Genomic DNA, 16462 nt, shown 5'->3' with positions numbered 1-16462 from the left:
GGCAATCCTTATTCGCTAATGAGTTTTACCCGATCACCAACCGACACCGTCGCGCCAGCGGGCATCGCATTGAGCAGACGGAACAAGTCAAGCTTGCGCGTCGTGCCTTGCATGCGTGCGGAAAGGCTTGCCATCGTATCGCCAGGCTTCACAGTAACGACGCGAATGCGCAATGGCTTGATCGCATTCTGCTCGGCAGGAGACAGCAAACGGAACGACTGGGTTACGGTCTGCGAAGCAGGTAACAAGGCATTGCTACCCTTAGGCGCTGCAGTCAGGAAGCGATAAACCTTATTGTTTGCACCGATTACCACAATGTCGAACTGCCAGCGGTCAGCACCTGCGCGCGCGGTGGCGGCAGGCAGGCCATTGATTGTGATCGGACGGATCGTGCTTTCATCAAGACCCGTTACCCAACCTGATTTGATGTAATCGGTGAGGCTTGAACCTGAAGGCAAGGATGCACCGTCAAAACGGATCGCCACTTCACCCGGACCGCTCGCCATGACGGCATTGGCCGAATTGTCGATGGTGAAGCCTTCTGGGGCTGTGAAGGTTACACCCAGTTTTGGATGAATGAAGGTTTGCTCGCGAACATAGCCTTCGTTGGGCGAGTCGCCATAAAGAAGCCCATCGATCCCGTTGAGGAAGGAATCGCGATCTGTGGTGCCAACCCCCGGTGCGCCAATGCGGCGTGCATGACCAAGTGCCAGCTGAATGCGCTGCGGGGTGGCAGGGTGGCTTGCAAGGAAGTCGAGGCTTGCATCGGTTGCACCAGAAACCGATCGGAAATCCGTATAGGTTTCCATCGATTGCAGGAAGCGTGCGGAAGCAAACGGATCGTAGCCCGCTTCACCGATCATCTTGATTCCAATGGCGTCGGCCTGCAGTTCCTGATTGCGAGAGAACTGCGCGAGGCGTAGTTTGCCGCGAATGGTCGCTTCCCGGCTTGCGCTCTCGTTATGCAGGACTTCGGTCGCGACACGTCCGGCAATCGCCGTCTCGGCTTCCTTCTCCTGCCGAAGGATACCGTGGTTGGCGACGACATGGCCCATTTCGTGAGCGATGACGGCTGCAACCTCCGAGGAATCGTTGGCAAGTGCCAGCAAGCCGCGCGTCACATAAAGAAAACCACCGGGCAGCGCGAAGGCATTGATATTGGGACTGTCGAGAATTGTGATGCGATAGGTCTGATCCGGCTTGTCGGAAACGGTCGTCAGATTGCCAACGATCTTGGCAACCATGCGCTCGAGCTTCTGATCCTTGTACTCGCCGCCATAGGTGGCAAGGATACGTGGGTGCTGTTGCGCGCCGATCTGTGCCAAACGGTCGTTGCGGGTGACATTTTCGACCGTTACCGGATTTGAGGATGGCTGAAGGCCAAGATCCTTGCTCGAATTGATCGACTGGCAACCTGAAATCAAGGCAACAGCAAGCAAGCCAAGACCGATGGCTGGTTTCCGCCAATTGCGCTGCATCCGTTCTGGCAGAGAGACTGGAAGACACAGGGAGGCCCGGACACGGGTCTGTTGACGGATCAGTATTTTACCCTCGCAATTGAATCAGCGTCGATATTCTGGCGCAAATCTAGCTACAGACTGAATGGCCCACAAGAAGTAGATCAGTGTTCTAAGCCGTTCTTCAAGCTGATTGCGAACAAAATATGTCCACAACCGTAACATTCAGAGCTCGTTCTGATCTGATTGAACCAGATCGGCGCTCTATTTTCTCGTTTCGACGAGTATCTTATCCGAAAACCGTTTCACTCTTTTCGAGATACTCTCGAAGAGCGCTTCCAATTGTGAACGGAATCACACGAAAATCTATCTAAGGTTTATTGTGGCCCCAGTTAAAGCCGAATCGTTGGAGCCACTGTAATTATTTGTTTTTAAGCATTATCCGGCGCAAAACTGCTTCGTCCTTTTCTGGAAATGCTATAGCGCCTGCTCACCGATATAGTGCTTCAATGCTTCCGGTCCAGATGATGACAGCAACTCACGCGCGGGCCCCTGAGTAGCAATCCTACCATTGTCGAGAAACAGCAACAATGCGTCGAGATAGAGGGCATCTTCGGGTGTATGGGTGACCATCAGCACGGTCATGGTGTTTTCCTGCTGCAGCGCACGCACCAGATCGAGCATCTGGTGACGCAGCGCTGGTCCCAGTGAGGCGAATGCCTCATCAAGCAAAAGGACGGGGCGCTCACGCACCAGCGCACGCGCTATTGCTACACGCTGACGTTCGCCGCCAGAAAGTGCCTCGGGCTTACGCTGTTCTTTCCCCTGAAGCCCGACGCGACCAAGGGCGCTGGCTATGGCCTTGCGGTCTGCTTCACTGAGCTTCAGATTGGGTGAACGACCAAGCCCGACATTCTGCTCAACTGTCAGATGCGCAAACAGATTGTTTTCCTGAAAGACCATCGAGACAGGCCGGGATGCCGGCGGCAGGCGGGTGACATCGGTCGTACCGATTAAAATTTGCCCGGCTTGTGGCGTCTCGAACCCGGCAATGAGGTTGAGAAATGTGGATTTTCCCGAACCGCTTGGGCCGACAATCGCCGCGATAACGCCGCCAGGCACAGTGACATCGAAGTGCATCCTAGTTTCGCCATAGCTGAAACGAACATCTTCAAGGCGGATGTCTGCCAGATTGGTCTTGGGCGGCTGAGCATTCATGAACGGGATGTTTCCTTTCGGGCAGCGGCGCGGTCTGCAATCATCATCAGGCCAAGACACAGCAGACCGAGGATAAGCGCAAGGCCTGCTGCGTCGAATGTGCGATAGCTGCCCATGCGTTGAAACAGAAGATAAGGCAAAGTCAGCAAGGCGTCGCTGCCGAAGAGGGCTATTGTGCCCAGATCGCCGAGAGACAGCGCCATTGCAAAGGCAAAGGCCATTCCGAATGGCCTGCGAACCGACGGCCAATCGATAAGTCGCAGCCGATTAAAACCTTTGATGCCAAGCTGAGCGCAAAGCCTGTTATGGCGCGCGGCTGACGTATCCCATGCGGGCCGTAGCAACCGCACGGCAAATGGCATGGCCATAGCGGCATTCACGGTCACCACCATCAAGGGAGCCATTGCGAATGGGTCAGTGAAATGGCGCAGCAGAATGAACCATCCCGCTCCAAGTACGATAGGTGGCATCACCAGTATGAGACTGGCTCCTGTGTCGAAGAGGTTGGCGAGCCGTATGTTCCGTGTCGCCTCGCGTGCGATAACAAGTGAGAGCGAGAGGATGACGGAAAGCAGGGCAGCGGAAAAGCCAAGCGCGATGCTGGTAGAGATCGCGCGCCACACGGTTCGTTCACTCAACAACCGCACCAGATCTGCGGCAAGGCCCGAAATGACGACACCTGAAACGGGCAGCGCCACATAAAGAAAGCCGATCACAATCGCTGCAACATTAAAAACCCGTTCCCACGTAGATGGTTTGCCATAGTGTCTGGCTGTCGTTGCAAGCGTGAAACCCTCTTCTGACGGACGCCCGGTCAGGCGCAGTGACAGCAGGATCACCAATGTCAGCGCGAGCTGTGCGAGCGTGAGGGCTACAGCACGCGCCGGATCAAAATCGAAATGAAGGCTTTGGTAGATTGCGACTTCAAGCGTTGTTGCGCGAGGGCCTCCGCCAAGTGTCAGCACGGTAGTGAAGCTGGTAACGCAGAGCATGAATATGAGGCCGATCATGCCGGGCAGGTTACGCCGGATGACAGGCCATTCGATGAGGCGGAAGCGTGATGTGCTGCGCATACCAAGCTGCGCTGAAAGTTTCCAGTAGTCGGCGGGGATTGTTTCATAAGCGGCAATAATGAGTCGGACCGCCAGTGGCATATTGAAAAACACATGTGCAATCAGAATGCCGGTGATGCCGTAAATATCGGGTGAAACCGGGTAACTTGTCGATTGTGAAAGCTGAGCAATAAAACCATTGCGCCCATAAATACTGGTGATGCCAAGCACAGTCACAAGGGCGGGCAGCGCCAGTGGCAGAGCAAAAAGACGCAGAATGAGACTGCGTCCCGGAAAACTTGTTTCCGAGTAAAGTGCGCGCGCCACAGGAATTGCGAACAGCACCGATAGAAGGCTCGATGCTGCCGCTTGCAGGATCGTGAAACGGGTTACCCGCAGTAGGTAGCTGTCGAAATAGACGTCACTGTTGAAGCCACTGGCTTCCATTGCCAGAGCCAGCAGAGAGCCGCCGACCAGAGCCGCCAGAAAGCCAAGCGCCAGTATGCCTGCGAGCGGCTTTATCGCAGGCGTTTGTCTTGGGCGGCACATGGTCAGCGGTTTACTCATTTGCTGGAGGCTGCAAGCCATTCATCAACCCAAGCCTTGCGGTTTTTCGCAACTTCATCGGCTGGAATCAGAAGTGTTTTTTCAGGCTTTGGCAGCTTGTCGAAAGCCGGAGCGAGTGGCTGTGAAGTTTTGCCTGCCGGATACATCCAGTTGGTTTCTGGAATTACATCCTGAAAACCGGGACCGGTCATGAAGGCAAGAAACTTCTGAGCCAGCGGGTTTTTCGCACCGGTCGTGGTCTGCGCAGCAAGTTCGATCTGCAGGTAATTGCCTTCCGGATAGGCCAGTGCCTTGTAGCGCTCGGTGTTCTCCGCAACCATGTGATAGGCAGGCGATGTCGTATAGGAAAGCACCATTGGTGCCTCTCCCTTGGTGAAGAGACCATAGGCTTCCGACCAGCCCGGCGTAACCGTCAGAATGCGCTTTTGCAGCTTTTCCCAGGCTTCACCCGCCTGATCGCCATAGACCGATTTGATCCATAGCAGAATGCCAAGGCCGGGTGTTGATGTGCGTGGGTCCTGAATGACAATTTTCTGTGACGGATCACCTTCGACCAGTTCTTTCAGGCTTTGCGGCGGGTTGGACAGCTTTTCGGAATCATAAACGATAGCGAAATAGCCGTAGTCATAAGGCACGAAAATATCGTCCTTGAAGTCTCCCGGCACTTTGACATTGGACAGATCGATGCCGCTTGGTGTGAAATAGCCTGTGGCGCGTGCCTCTGTTGTCAGGTTCGTGTCGAGACCCAGCACGATGTCGGCTTTTGTATTGCCGCCTTCAAGCTTGAGGCGATTGAGAAGAGCGACACCATCAGCCGATGCGATCCATTCCAGTTCGCAATCGCATTCCTTCTCAAAGTTTTCCTTCACCTTGGGACCTGGGCCCCATTCGGAAACGAAACTGTCATAGGTATAAATGGTGAGCTTGTCTTTTGCCTGCGCTTGAGGCGCAAAGGCAAAAGCCGCAGAGAGCGATAAGGTGAGCAGAGATAAAAGCCGCATAACGGCAGGTCCTTTCTTTCAGTAAAAGGATTGAGCGCCGTTATCGATAAATCGGGCAGCGTCTAATCCCTCCGCCGGTACAAGCCGGATCAGGTTCAGCGGGTTAGCCGGAGTGCGGCTTCTCAGCCATTCATGATTGAATGGCACCCCGTTAGAGCGATGGTGACAATAGTGCCTCGCAAACAGAAGGGCAAGGGATGGTGATGATCAAGACGCGGGCTTTCGAGGATAATTAACGCGTGTTATGAGCGACTTATGAGCACATTTGTTATTCTTCTCGGCGGCGATCTCGTCGTCACAGAACGTCTGAAGCGGCAGATAGCTGGCGCGCGGGTTCTTGCCGCTGACGGCGGTATGCGCCATGCAGCCGCCCTCGGTGTTGAGCCTGAGCTTTGGTTGGGAGATTTCGATTCGACTTCCGACGCATTGAAAGAGAAATATGCGCATGTGCCGCAAAGAACCTTTCCCGCTGCCAAGGATATGACAGATGGTGAACTTGCACTTGAGGAAGCCTTTGAGCGTGGAGCGAAGAAGGTCATTCTCTGTGGTGCATTTGGCGGCTCGCGCACGGATCACACCCTGCTGCATCTGACGATGGCGACGGCGCAGGTGGCAAAAGGCAGGGACATTCTTCTGTCGAGCGGGGGCGAGGAGGCGTGGCCATTGGTTGCGGGGGACCATGTTTATGATTTCCCGGACGGCACTTCATTTAGCGTTGTGAATTTCTGCACCGTTGAAGGGCTTTCAATCACAAATGCAGAGTGGCCGTTAGACAATGTGACCTTGCCGTTTGGGTCGTCATGGACCGTATCCAATATTGTTCGGGGAACTCTTTGTATTTCCGCGCGTTCAGGTCTTGGGATACTTGTAGCGAACTTGAGCGAGGAAGCTCATTTTCTGGGTAGCGGCTAACCTTAAAAATTGAAACAGCTTGACGCTGACAGACGAAACGTATTGTAAATGGGCCAAGCGGGTAAGATCTGCTTTACGCCGAAATTGGGGACGCAAAGTCGGTGTTGGTGTAACTCTAGTAGGAGATTGTTTCATGAAATCACGTCTTTCCATGATTGCAATCGTCGGTGCGCTTGCGTTCTCAACGGCAGCATGCACGACGGCTGAACAGCGTACCGCTGGTTATGGTGTTGGTGGTGCTGCTCTTGGTGCGCTCGCTGGTGGCGCAATTGGTGGCAACGGCCGCGGGGCTCTGACCGGCGCTGCCATTGGTGCTGTCGGCGGTACGCTTCTCGGCGCTGCGACAACCCGTAACAATGTTCAGTATTGCCGTTACCGCGATAATTACGGCCGCGTTTACGAAGCGCCTTGTAACTAAGACGCTATCAACCGGTTAGCGGTATCAAAGTTTAAAGAACAGGCCGGGGAAACCCGGCCTGTTTGTTTTTTGACGGTTCCATTTGACAGAATGACTTTTGTCCTCGACAAGCAGGGCGGAATTTTCAACCGCTTTTTTCAAAGAGAACCATGGCACCTCCGCTTCTTCGCCTCGACCAGATCAAGCTTACCTTTGGCGGGACACCGCTCTTGGAGGAAGCTGCCCTTTCTGTGAGTGAGGGCGACCGCATTGCGCTGGTCGGCCGAAACGGTTCGGGCAAGTCTACTTTGCTGAAAATCGCGGCCAGCATGGTCGAGCCGACCTCGGGTGAAGTCTTCAAGCATCCAGGCGCGACGGTTCGTTATCTGCCGCAGGTGCCGGACCTTGATGGGTTTGCCAATGTGCGCGCTTATGTTGAAGCTGGTCTTGGACCGGCGGACGATCCGCATCGTGTAACCTACCTTCTTGAGCATCTGGGGCTGACCGGCGAAGAAAAGCCGGATCATCTGTCTGGTGGTGAAGCGCGCCGTGCGGCCCTTGCACGCGTGATCGCGCCACAGCCTGACGTACTATTGCTTGATGAACCGACGAACCATCTCGATCTTAATACCATCGAATGGCTCGAAGAGGAGCTGCGTCAGATTCGTTCGGCCATCGTGCTGATCTCGCATGACCGCCGTTTTCTCGAAAATGTCAGCCGTTCGACGGTGTGGCTTGATCGCGGTATTACGCGTCGTATCGATCAGGGTTTTGCGCATTTTGAGGAATGGCGCGACAAGGTTCTGGAAGAGGAAGAACGTGATCTGCACAAGCTCGGTCGCCAGATCGCACGGGAAGAACACTGGCTGCGCTATGGCGTGACGGCTCGCCGCAAGCGCAATGTGCGTCGTCTTGGCGAACTGCATTCGATGCGCGCCGAGTTTCGAAATCATCGCAAGGCGCAAGGCACTGCTGTTCTTGCAGCAAGCGATTCCAAGGAATCCGGCAAGCTTGTCATTGAAGCGAAAAAGCTCAACAAAGCTTATGATGAGCGCGTACTGGTCCGAGATTTTTCGACTCGTGTTCAACGCGGTGACCGGATCGGGCTTGTCGGTCCTAACGGGGCAGGCAAGACCACACTTTTGTCAATGCTTACTGGCAAGCTTCAACCGGACTCAGGCACTTTGCGCCTTGGTGTCAATCTTGAAATGGCCGAGCTTGATCAGAAGCGTGAAAGCCTCAATCTGGACGATACACTGGCGCATTATCTGACCGATGGACGTGGCGAAAGCCTCATCGTCAATGGTGAGCAGCGCCATGTCGTTTCTTACATGAAGGACTTTCTTTTCCAGCCTGAACAGATACGCACGCCGATCCGCGAACTGTCAGGTGGTGAAAGAGCGCGTCTCATGCTTGCGCGTGTTCTGGCAAGACCGGCCAATCTGCTGATCCTCGACGAGCCGACCAACGATCTTGATATGGAAACGCTCGATCTTTTGCAGGAACTGGTTGCAGGCTTTCCGGGCACAGTCATTCTCGTCAGCCATGATCGTGATTTTCTTGATCGTACCGTGACCTCTGTGATTGCGCCAGAAGGTGATGGTAACTGGCTCGAATATGCCGGCGGCTATGCCGATATGATGGCGCAGCGCAAAGAGCAGGCCTTGGCACGACGCAATGTGAAGGCAGCTGCCGCACGCGCCGACGACAAGGCTGACGACAAGGGCAATGAGGCTGTGCAGCCCAAGCGCGAGGAAAAGCGCAAGCTTTCCTACAAGCAGAAATTTGCACTTGAAAGTCTGCCCGGCAAAATGGATGTGCTGGCTAAGGAAATCACTGTGCTGGAAGGGAAGCTGGCCGATCCGCAGCTTTACGCCAAAGACCCGACGCTTTTTGCCAAGACCGCCGATCTTCTTGAAAAGAAGCGTTCTGAACATTCCGCCATGGAAGAAGAATGGCTGGAACTCGAAATGTTGAGGGAAGAGATCGAGGGATAGTTTATTATCCCTCGACGACAGATTCTAGGCACTTGCCTTGTTGAGCAGCGCGATAGCTTCGGCATCAAGTTTGATCTGCATTGCATCGATCAGTTCACCAAGCTGAGCAGAACGCGTCGCGCTGGCGATCGGTGCTGTGATTGCCGGATGAGCGATCAGCCAGGCAATCGCAATCTGTGCAGGCGTGGCATCATTTGCGCGGGCAACCTGGTCGAGCGCCGCAATGATGCGCGACCCACGATCGGTCAGGTATTTTTCGACGGCCGAACCGCGCGCACTCTGTCCAAGATCATCCTTTGAACGGTATTTACCTGTCAGAAAGCCGGATGCGAGCGAGTAATAGGGAATGACGCCCAGCTCATTTTCACGGCAAATGGCTTCCAGTCCGCTTTCAAAATCCGAACGATCATAGAGATTGTAAAGCGGCTGCAGCGTTTCATAGCGTGGCAGATTGTGTTTGCTCGACGTATCAAGCGCCTCAGTAAGGCGTTGCGGCGTGAGGTTGGATGCGCCGATTGCGCGCATCTTGCCCGCTGCGATGAGCTCTTTATAGGTTCCCAATACATCCTCGAAGGGTGTTTCCGGATCATCCCAGTGGGACTGATAAAGATCGATATAGTCGGTCTGCAGCCGCTTGAGGGAGGCATCGACGGCTTTGCGGATATAGCTGGGAGAAAGGCCTTTTTCGTCCGGCCCCATTTCTGAGCCGACCTTGGTAGCGATAATGACTTTATGGCGCAGGCCGCGGGATTTCAGCCAGTTTCCGATGATAGTTTCGGATTCTCCGCCAATATTGCCGGGCGCCCATGCGGAATAGGCGTCCGCCGTGTCGATGAAATTAAGCCCTGCGTCGACAAAACGGTCGAGAAGCGAAAATGACGTTGCTTCGTCGACCGTCCATCCAAATACGTTGCCGCCAAAGCAAAGCGGCGAAACCTCGAGTTCAGTACGTCCGAGCTTTCTAAACTCCATGGACCCTATCCCCTTCCTGAGCATACGGTTCCTCACGGACCCGCAGGGTTACGATTTCAGGAAGAGAGTTGGGCCCTTAAAGTCAGCCCATGCCCAATGCATCCATATAAAGCTGGAGCATGGCTTCTTCTTCCTGACGTTCATGGTCTTCTTTTTTACGCAGACGAATAATGGTCCTTACGACCTTGCTGTCAAACCCCGAACCCTTCAATTCCGCGTAAACTTCCTTGATATCGTCGCCGATGGTCTTTTTTTCTTCTTCGAGACGCTCAATGCGCTCGATGAAAGCACGCAACTGGCCAACAGCAATTGTCTGGGCTTCGCTGGTAATGTCGTCGCTCACGGGTTTCTCCAATTCAAAGTCGATTATGAATGCAAGCAATAGCGGTTTGTTTCGACACGCGTATCGTCACCGGAAAGCCGGTTCCAAATGTTCTGCGACATGCTGTAGAGGAACAGCGCGGTTGTCGAAAGTCTGAAACGTTTTTCCTGCGAGTCGCAGGCAAAATTAAGAGGCTTTGCGGCCATTTATCGTCTTTTGGCTGTGGATAGCGGGCAAAGGCGGTTAATCGATAGGCCCAGTTCGCGAACCAAAATGCCGGATTTCATGGATTTCCGGCAGTGTGTTGATGGCGCTGAGCATCGGTGCCAGTCGCTCGGCCCACTCGGTCGCGCCAGCTTTTTCTGCAATCAGATCCTGTCGTACTTCAATGAGCACATGTGCATAGCCGCGGCTGGTTGCATGACGATACATGGCATCGTTCTTCAAAGCGCCATTATATGGCTCGTTGTCACCGACGATGAGGCCGGGTTCGTCGCGCAGCATTGTAAGGAGTGGAGTAATCGCGCGCGGATCGGAATCCCATAGAAGACCGATATGCCATGGCCGATCCTTGCCACGCCAGTTTGGGGTGAAGGAATGGATGGAAACAACAAACGGCGCTTTGCCGCTCGCAAGTGCAACTTGGGTGCTCAGGGATGCGACTGCGTCATGATAGGGACGGTAGAAGTTATCGAGGCGTTTTTCACGCTCGTCCGCTGTCATCGGATAATTGCCGGGAATAACCGCGCCGTCCGACAATTGCATGATGAGGGTCGGGTCATCTTCACCGCGATTGGGGTCAATCAGCAGGCGTGAGAAGCCGCCCATGACTGCAGGCGCATCAAGCTTTGCCGCCAATTGTCGTGTCAGTTCCTCGACGCCAATATCATACGCGATATGTCGTTCAAACTCGCTCTTAGCCAGACCCAAACTGCCATATTCAGCTGGCAAATCACGGCGCGCATGATCAGCAGTGAGAAGCAGGCCGAGGCTGAGATCGCCATCGACCTGATGGACTGGGCAAAAGGATGGATCAGATGACATTGGAACAGCTTCTTGAGTAGGATTTTTGTCATAAATCATAAGTAGTTTCAGGTCTGTCACGAGAAAGTCGAGATTGCAACGCTCATTCTCAAAAGAAAAAAGAAGCAGTTTCCGGCTCGATCCGAGGGTGAGAATCTAATCGTTTAAATGGTGCTGAAATCGCTATGCAGTTTGATTGGAAATGCTGTAACTGATTTGTTCTCTCCGGGATTGCGTTGACATCAAAGGTGAAACTGCCGAAAAGAGAGCGACCGAAAGAGGATTTCCTTGCGTGAGACAAAAGCGATTGCGGGCTGAAGGAGTTCGGCGAATGCGACTTCCACTTTTCTTAGGTTTGTTCTCCAGCGTGCTTATCGGTACACTGGGTGTAACATCTTTGGAAGCGCGTGCTGATTTTCGAGTATGTAACTCAACCCAGAACCTGGTTGGTGTCGCCATTGGCTATAGAGCCAAGACTGGCTGGGTAACCGAGGGCTGGTGGCATATTGACGGGTCGACCTGCAAGACGCTGCTCGAAGGACCGCTCTCGTCACGCTACTATTATCTCTATGCTGAAGATTCCCAGAGTGGTGGCCGCTGGGAGGGTAAGGTGAACATGTGCGTGGCGGAAAAGGAATTCCGCATCACGGGTGTTCAAGATTGCTTCGCGCGGGGTTTCCAGCGCAATGGCTTCCAGGAATACGATACCGGGGAACAATCGAGCTGGATGGTACAGCTTACCGACGAAACGCCGTTAGAAAACTCCACAGTTACAGGAACTAATAATCAATGAAGCGCAACCGCAAGGTCAAGATTCTCGCCACACTCGGCCCGGCGTCCGGCGAGGAATCTGTCATCCGTCAGCTTTTTGAAGCCGGAGCAGACGTCTTCCGTATCAACATGAGTCATGCCGATCATGACACGATGCGCACGCTTGTTAAGCGCATCCGTAATGTCGAAAAAGAACTTGGCCGTCCTATTGGAATTCTGGCCGACCTTCAGGGACCCAAGCTGCGCGTTGGTAAGTTCAAGAATACCAAGGTTACGCTCGTCGCAGGTCAGACCTTCACGCTCGACAACAATGAAGAGCTCGGCGACGAAACCCGCGTTTATCTTCCGCATCCAGAAATTCTGGAAGCTGTTGAGCCTGGCCATCGCCTTCTCATCGACGACGGTAAGCTGGAACTGATCGCCGAAGCCAGTGATGGCAAGTCGATTCGTTGTAAGGTTATCGCTGGAACCAGCATTTCTGATCGTAAGGGCGTCAGCCTTCCAGACACGACGCTGGGTGTCGGCGCGCTGACCGAGAAGGATTACAAGGATTTCGAGGCCGTTCTGAAAGAAGAAATCGACTGGGTTGCCCTGTCGTTCATTCAGCGTCCTGAAGATCTGATCGAGGCCCGCAAGTTCTCTGGCGGCAAGGTCGGTCTGATGTCGAAGATCGAAAAGCCGCAGGCTGTAACGCGTCTCGATGAGATCATTGAACTCTCAGACGCGATCATGGTTGCGCGTGGTGATCTCGGCGTTGAAATGCCGCTGGAAAGCGTTCCGGGCATTCAGAAGCAGATGATCCGCAGAGCACGCCGCGCTGGTAAGCCGGTTGTGGTTGCGACGCAGATGCTTGAATCGATGATCACCGCACCGGTTCCGACCCGCGCTGAAGTGTCGGACGTTGCGACTGCCGTGTTTGAAGGCGCTGATGCCGTCATGCTTTCAGCAGAATCCGCTTCCGGTCAGTATCCGGTTGAAGCTGTCGCAACGATGAACCGTATTGCCGAAAAGGTCGAGCGCGAGCCGACCTATCCGGGCATTCTCGATGCACAGCGTGCAATCCCCGAGCCGACTGGCGCTGACGCGATTTCGCTCGCGGCTCGTCAGATTGCAGAAACGTTGAACCTTTCGGCAATCGTCACTTATACAGCTTCTGGTACGACGGGTCTTCGTGCGGCGCGTGAGCGTCCGCGTACGCCAATCATCGCGCTTTCGCCGGTTGTTGACACCGCACGTCGTCTTTCGGTTGTCTGGGGCCTGCACTGCGTCGTTACCGAAGATGCACATGATCTGGAAGATATGGTCGATCACGCTTGTCAGGTTGCCTTCAAGGAAGAATTCGGCAAGGCTGGCGATCGTCTGATCATCACAGCAGGCGTACCATTCGGAACGCCGGGTGCGACTAACCTCCTGCGCATCGCCTATATCGGTGCTGACGGTCAGTCTACAGACTAAACTGGCGGTATTCGGTTTCTGTTGGCCTGCAAATGGCGTGATTTTTCGCTTCCGGTGCTCACATACGTTAAGTACGCTGCGCGCCGGTTCTCAAATCCCACCGTTTTCGGCTCACCATAGTCCCGAATCCCATCCAGTTGGGTGTCTTATGAAAGCAAAAAAACGCGCTCTGAAAAGAGCGCGTTTTTGTTTGACCTAGAGCATGTCTCCCAAAAGTGGGAACCGGTTTCGGGATAAAGACATGCTTAAAAACAAACAGATAGAGCATTTCCAACGATTCAATCAAAACAGGAAATGCTCTATTGAGGAAAAATCAGGTGCGGGTGTCGCTTAATTCTTCTGTGAGATCGAAGAAGCTCTTCTGAGCGTCGCGCATCATCGGATTGATCTGCAATGCCTGTTCATAGGCTCGCATTGCCTGTTCTTTCAGTCCGCGTGCGCGCAGAATATCTGCCATGCCGGTGAGCGCCCCATAATGGCGGGGCTCAAGCTCCAGCGTACGATTGATGTCATACATGGCATGAGCATAGTCGTTACGCAGGTAATAGACCGTTGCACGACGGTTCCATGCCTCAGCATAGTCCGGATCGATTGCTATGGCTTCATTCAGGAAATCGAGTGCTGAAGTGTAGCGTTTTTCAAGCATGGCGCTACTTGCCCATTGCACGAGCAGGTCTACCGTAGCGCTGCCTGACTGCGACCAGATCTGATTGATCTGAACGGTGATGCGGCGCGCCTTCGTCTCGTCGGATGTGCGCTTGAGATCAGCAAAAAGCTTGTCGAGGCGCTCTTCAGGCGTTTGCGCTGCAGCCGGGGCAGAATTTGTTTGCGGTGGCTTTTGTTCGCTGTCAGCGCCAACCTGAACAGGCAGGATAGGGGCTGTGAGCGATGGCTTTGTTGTATCAGCAAGGGCAGGGCTTGTAACAAGCAAAGCTGCGCCAAAGGCTGATAAAAGCGAGAGGTAACCCCGATGTGCAAAAACGTTCCGCATGCGCATAATCTTTATCATGCGCAGCGAAACGTCAAATGCAAAATCAAAAATAAGATTAGCCCTGACGTGCCTTGAAGCGCGGAGCAGTCTTATTGATGATGTAAACGCGGCCCTTGCGGCGAACGAGCTGGCAGTCACGATGACGAGCCTTGAGCGCCTTGAGCGAATTCTTGATCTTCATGTCAATCACCGGTCTTGGTTGGCCCATCGACAGGACATGCCGCCGGGCTGCATAAAAACAGGCGCCCAAGGCGCCAATTGGTTACAGGCAGTATTCCTGCCCGAAGGGTTGGCCGAAATACACAATATTCCAGCCAAATGTCAACTCCTGCGCGGCAGATTCACGAAGCTCTGTTCTGAAAATCTTGCCGCAGAGGCCTGATAGCAGGGGAATCGGATGGATTCCCCCGTATTACTCAATTTGCGCGGGGCTTTATACGGGTTACGTGACCCATCTTGCGGCCCGGGCGGGCTTCCTTCTTGCCATAGAGATGCAGCACTGCATTCGATTCTGCGAGAATCGCTGGCACCTGCTCAACATCGTCACCGATCAGATTTTCCATCACGCAATCGGAATGGCGAACCGTGTCGCCTAACGGAAGGCCCGCGACAGCACGAATATGCTGTTCGAACTGCGAAATGGCGCAAGCGGCCTCTGTCCAATGGCCGGAATTGTGCACGCGTGGCGCAAACTCATTGGCAAGCAGGGTGCCGTCCGCAAGAACGAAGAATTCGAGGCCGAGCACGCCGACATAATCAAGCGCATGCAAAAGCTTTTCAGCAGCCTTGCTGGCAGCATCTGCTGTCTGAGCCGAGATGGAGGCAGGAACCGTCGAGGTTGCTAGAATGCCGTCCTTATGAACGTTTTCCGCAATATCAAAGATTGCTACATTGCCGTCGCGATCACGGGCTGCGATGACCGAAACCTCACGCTCAAACGAAATAAAACCTTCCAGGATAGCAGGCGCGTGCTTGATCGTTTCCAGTGCCTTGCGGGCTTCGTCTTCGTTGAGTGAGGTCAGGCGAACCTGTCCCTTGCCATCATAACCCAGTCGACGGGTTTTCAGAATTCCGCGTTCACCAAGCGCACCGAGCGCTGCAATGAGTGTTTCCTCATCATCGACAAGACGCCAGGGTGCAGTCTCGATACCGCTTTCATTGAGGAACTGCTTTTCGGTGAAGCGATCCTGCGAGATTTCGAGCGCTGCCGGTGGCGGGAAAACGAGAGCTGATTCAGCCAGCTTGTCTGCGGCTGATACAGGTACGTTCTCGAATTCATAGGTGATGACGTCAGATACCACTGCGAGCGCTGCAAGTGCTGCCGGATCATCATAAGCTGCAACGATCTGACGGTTTGCCACCTGTGCGGCAGGGCAATCGGCCTGCGGTTCCAGAATGATGGTCTCATATCCGAGGCGTGCAGCCGCCATTGCCAGCATGCGGCCAAGCTGACCGCCGCCGATGATACCGATTGTCGACCCTGCTTTCAGTGCTGAATCTACCATATCAGACCTCATCGGATGGGCGTTCTGCAACGCTTTCGGTCTGCGCTGTGCGCCATTCGTCCAAACGTACTGCGAGTGCATCGTCATAAAGTGCGAGAACGGCTGCGGAGAGAAGCGCTGCATTCACAGCACCTGCACGGCCGATAGCCAGAGTGCCGACGGGAATACCCGCAGGCATCTGGACGATGGATAGAAGGGAGTCCTGTCCCGAAAGAGCTTTGGATTGTACGGGCACGCCAAATACCGGAAGAGACGTCATGGCTGCGGCCATGCCGGGAAGATGAGCTGCTCCACCAGCACCGGCGATCACGACCTTGAAGCCCTCGGCTTTTGCACCTTTGGCGAAAGCGACGAGGCGATCTGGTGTGCGATGCGCAGAGACGATGCGGGCGTCAAAGGAAATGCCGAGAGCCTCCAGTGTGTCTGCTGCATGGCGCATGGTTTCCCAATCGGACTGGCTGCCCATGATGATGGCGACGTCTGCACTCACGCTCATTGATCTTTCTTGCTCCGCTTCCATAGTTCGGTTTTTGACATAATAAAAACAAAGCCGGGCGAACCCCGGCTGTAAACTCTTTGTTATATGAAGCTCACGCGATGATGTCAGGAATGACGTGATCTTCCATTTCCTGCAGCTTGTCTTTGATGGCGAGCTTTTTCTTTTTCATACGCTGAATGCGCAGCTGATCGCAGCCCACCTGCATCATGGCGTTGATGGCTGCATCGAAATCCGCGTGTTCCTGTTTCAGACGTGCGACGGCCAATCTGATTTCGGCCTGTTCCTGATCGGACATGCGGTTTGCCCCGTATTGTTCAGAATGA

At 54.1% G+C, this 16462-nt stretch carries 17 protein-coding genes and 1 riboswitch; of the genes, 5 read left to right on the top strand and 12 right to left on the bottom strand.

Annotated features, from left to right (window positions below):
- Nucleotides 1-8: 8 nt before the first annotated feature.
- From cdlP to thiB, 4 genes are all read right to left on the bottom strand, one after another.
- On the bottom strand, nucleotides 9-1478 hold the full coding sequence (gene cdlP, locus CEV33_RS10175) for a cell division protease CdlP (protein ID WP_094540379.1): 1470 nt from the start codon (nucleotides 1476-1478) through the stop codon (nucleotides 9-11).
- A gap of 456 nt (nucleotides 1479-1934) precedes the next feature.
- Nucleotides 1935-2675, bottom strand: a complete 741-nt coding sequence (thiQ, locus tag CEV33_RS10170; RefSeq protein ID WP_094540378.1) for a thiamine ABC transporter ATP-binding protein — start codon at nucleotides 2673-2675, stop codon at nucleotides 1935-1937.
- A complete protein-coding gene (gene thiP / locus CEV33_RS10165) occupies nucleotides 2672-4315 on the bottom strand; it encodes a thiamine/thiamine pyrophosphate ABC transporter permease ThiP (RefSeq protein WP_374817760.1) in 1644 nt (547 codons plus the stop codon). Before thiP ends, thiQ begins: the two co-directional genes overlap by 4 nt.
- Nucleotides 4291-5295: a thiamine ABC transporter substrate binding subunit gene (gene thiB / locus CEV33_RS10160; RefSeq protein WP_094540376.1), complete on the bottom strand. Its 1005-nt coding sequence runs from the start codon at nucleotides 5293-5295 to the stop codon at nucleotides 4291-4293. The genes thiP and thiB overlap by 25 nt, the downstream gene beginning before the upstream one ends.
- Before the next feature lie 49 nt (nucleotides 5296-5344).
- A riboswitch (TPP riboswitch) is annotated at nucleotides 5345-5456 on the bottom strand.
- Nucleotides 5457-5550: 94 nt separating this feature from the next.
- On the opposite strand from thiB, the gene CEV33_RS10155 reads away from it, so the two are divergent.
- From CEV33_RS10155 to CEV33_RS10145, 3 genes are all read left to right on the top strand, one after another.
- On the top strand, nucleotides 5551-6207 hold the full coding sequence (locus CEV33_RS10155) for a thiamine diphosphokinase (RefSeq protein ID WP_094540375.1): 657 nt from the start codon (nucleotides 5551-5553) through the stop codon (nucleotides 6205-6207).
- 133 nt (nucleotides 6208-6340) lie between these two features.
- The gene (locus tag CEV33_RS10150) at nucleotides 6341-6625 is read left to right on the top strand and encodes a glycine zipper domain-containing protein (RefSeq protein WP_024895763.1); all 285 of its coding nucleotides are present in this window, start codon (nucleotides 6341-6343) and stop codon (nucleotides 6623-6625) included.
- A gap of 149 nt (nucleotides 6626-6774) precedes the next feature.
- Complete coding sequence (locus CEV33_RS10145; RefSeq protein ID WP_094540374.1) at nucleotides 6775-8601, top strand: ABC-F family ATP-binding cassette domain-containing protein; 1827 nt, start codon at nucleotides 6775-6777, stop codon at nucleotides 8599-8601.
- 24 nt (nucleotides 8602-8625) lie between these two features.
- Here CEV33_RS10145 and CEV33_RS10140 read toward each other — a convergent pair whose 3' ends face one another.
- The 3 genes from CEV33_RS10140 to CEV33_RS10130 all read right to left on the bottom strand — a co-directional run bounded on the left by CEV33_RS10140 (nucleotide 8626) and on the right by CEV33_RS10130 (nucleotide 10939).
- Nucleotides 8626-9573 (bottom strand): aldo/keto reductase, encoded by a 948-nt coding sequence (locus CEV33_RS10140; RefSeq protein ID WP_094540373.1) that lies wholly within the window; start codon nucleotides 9571-9573, stop codon nucleotides 8626-8628.
- An 82-nt stretch (nucleotides 9574-9655) separates the two neighbouring features.
- Nucleotides 9656-9916, bottom strand: coding sequence for a DUF2312 domain-containing protein (locus tag CEV33_RS10135; RefSeq protein WP_007876730.1), 261 nt, complete (start codon nucleotides 9914-9916; stop codon nucleotides 9656-9658).
- Nucleotides 9917-10138: 222 nt separating this feature from the next.
- The gene (locus CEV33_RS10130) at nucleotides 10139-10939 is read right to left on the bottom strand and encodes an N-formylglutamate amidohydrolase (protein WP_094540485.1); all 801 of its coding nucleotides are present in this window, start codon (nucleotides 10937-10939) and stop codon (nucleotides 10139-10141) included.
- Between the two features lie 310 nt (nucleotides 10940-11249).
- On the opposite strand from CEV33_RS10130, the gene CEV33_RS10125 reads away from it, so the two are divergent.
- Complete coding sequence (locus tag CEV33_RS10125) at nucleotides 11250-11711, top strand: DUF1036 domain-containing protein (RefSeq protein WP_094540372.1); 462 nt, start codon at nucleotides 11250-11252, stop codon at nucleotides 11709-11711.
- Complete coding sequence (gene pyk, locus CEV33_RS10120; RefSeq protein WP_094540371.1) at nucleotides 11708-13144, top strand: pyruvate kinase; 1437 nt, start codon at nucleotides 11708-11710, stop codon at nucleotides 13142-13144. Before CEV33_RS10125 ends, pyk begins: the two co-directional genes overlap by 4 nt.
- Before the next feature lie 313 nt (nucleotides 13145-13457).
- On the opposite strand, the gene CEV33_RS10115 is transcribed toward pyk, so the two are convergent.
- The 5 genes from CEV33_RS10115 to CEV33_RS10095 form a co-directional block, all read right to left on the bottom strand.
- Entirely contained in the window at nucleotides 13458-14141 is a 684-nt protein-coding gene (locus CEV33_RS10115) for a tetratricopeptide repeat protein (RefSeq protein ID WP_374817751.1), read from the bottom strand.
- A gap of 49 nt (nucleotides 14142-14190) precedes the next feature.
- Nucleotides 14191-14316, bottom strand: coding sequence for a type B 50S ribosomal protein L36 (gene ykgO, locus CEV33_RS10110; protein WP_002967908.1), 126 nt, complete (start codon nucleotides 14314-14316; stop codon nucleotides 14191-14193).
- 235 nt (nucleotides 14317-14551) lie between these two features.
- Nucleotides 14552-15640 carry a 5-(carboxyamino)imidazole ribonucleotide synthase gene (locus tag CEV33_RS10105; protein ID WP_094540369.1) on the bottom strand — a complete coding sequence of 363 codons (1089 nt, stop codon included), beginning with the start codon at nucleotides 15638-15640 and terminating at the stop codon, nucleotides 14552-14554.
- Between the two features lies 1 nt (nucleotide 15641).
- A complete protein-coding gene (gene purE / locus CEV33_RS10100; RefSeq protein ID WP_024895755.1) occupies nucleotides 15642-16130 on the bottom strand; it encodes a 5-(carboxyamino)imidazole ribonucleotide mutase in 489 nt (162 codons plus the stop codon).
- Nucleotides 16131-16230: 100 nt separating this feature from the next.
- The gene (locus CEV33_RS10095; protein WP_024895754.1) at nucleotides 16231-16434 is read right to left on the bottom strand and encodes a YdcH family protein; all 204 of its coding nucleotides are present in this window, start codon (nucleotides 16432-16434) and stop codon (nucleotides 16231-16233) included.
- Nucleotides 16435-16462: the final 28 nt, after the last annotated feature.

It is taken from the genome of Brucella grignonensis (genome assembly GCF_002252505.1).
Lineage (GTDB): Bacteria > Pseudomonadota > Alphaproteobacteria > Rhizobiales > Rhizobiaceae > Brucella > Brucella grignonensis.
The sequence above is the reverse complement of the archived record's forward strand: the minus strand, read 5'-3'. Positions and strand labels throughout refer to the sequence as shown.

Excerpts from the sequence above, each read along its gene's own strand:
- CEV33_RS10145 (WP_094540374.1), top strand. The coding sequence starts at position 6,775 with ATGGCACCTCCGCTTCTTCGCCTCGACCAGATCAAGCTTACCTTTGGC.
- CEV33_RS10150 (WP_024895763.1), top strand. The coding sequence starts at position 6,341 with ATGAAATCACGTCTTTCCATGATTGCAATCGTCGGTGCGCTTGCGTTC.
- CEV33_RS10140 (WP_094540373.1), bottom strand. The coding sequence starts at position 9,573 with ATGGAGTTTAGAAAGCTCGGACGTACTGAACTCGAGGTTTCGCCGCTT.
- CEV33_RS10095 (WP_024895754.1), bottom strand. The coding sequence starts at position 16,434 with ATGTCCGATCAGGAACAGGCCGAAATCAGATTGGCCGTCGCACGTCTG.
- CEV33_RS10155 (WP_094540375.1), top strand. The coding sequence starts at position 5,551 with ATGAGCACATTTGTTATTCTTCTCGGCGGCGATCTCGTCGTCACAGAA.
- CEV33_RS10125 (WP_094540372.1), top strand. The coding sequence starts at position 11,250 with ATGCGACTTCCACTTTTCTTAGGTTTGTTCTCCAGCGTGCTTATCGGT.
- CEV33_RS10105 (WP_094540369.1), bottom strand. The coding sequence starts at position 15,640 with ATGGTAGATTCAGCACTGAAAGCAGGGTCGACAATCGGTATCATCGGC.
- ykgO (WP_002967908.1), bottom strand. The coding sequence starts at position 14,316 with ATGAAGATCAAGAATTCGCTCAAGGCGCTCAAGGCTCGTCATCGTGAC.
- CEV33_RS10115 (WP_374817751.1), bottom strand. The coding sequence starts at position 14,141 with ATGCGCATGCGGAACGTTTTTGCACATCGGGGTTACCTCTCGCTTTTA.
- CEV33_RS10130 (WP_094540485.1), bottom strand. The coding sequence starts at position 10,939 with ATGTCATCTGATCCATCCTTTTGCCCAGTCCATCAGGTCGATGGCGAT.
- thiQ (WP_094540378.1), bottom strand. The coding sequence starts at position 2,675 with ATGAATGCTCAGCCGCCCAAGACCAATCTGGCAGACATCCGCCTTGAA.
- cdlP (WP_094540379.1), bottom strand. The coding sequence starts at position 1,478 with ATGCAGCGCAATTGGCGGAAACCAGCCATCGGTCTTGGCTTGCTTGCT.
- thiP (WP_374817760.1), bottom strand. The coding sequence starts at position 4,315 with ATGGCTTGCAGCCTCCAGCAAATGAGTAAACCGCTGACCATGTGCCGC.
- thiB (WP_094540376.1), bottom strand. The coding sequence starts at position 5,295 with ATGCGGCTTTTATCTCTGCTCACCTTATCGCTCTCTGCGGCTTTTGCC.
- pyk (WP_094540371.1), top strand. The coding sequence starts at position 11,708 with ATGAAGCGCAACCGCAAGGTCAAGATTCTCGCCACACTCGGCCCGGCG.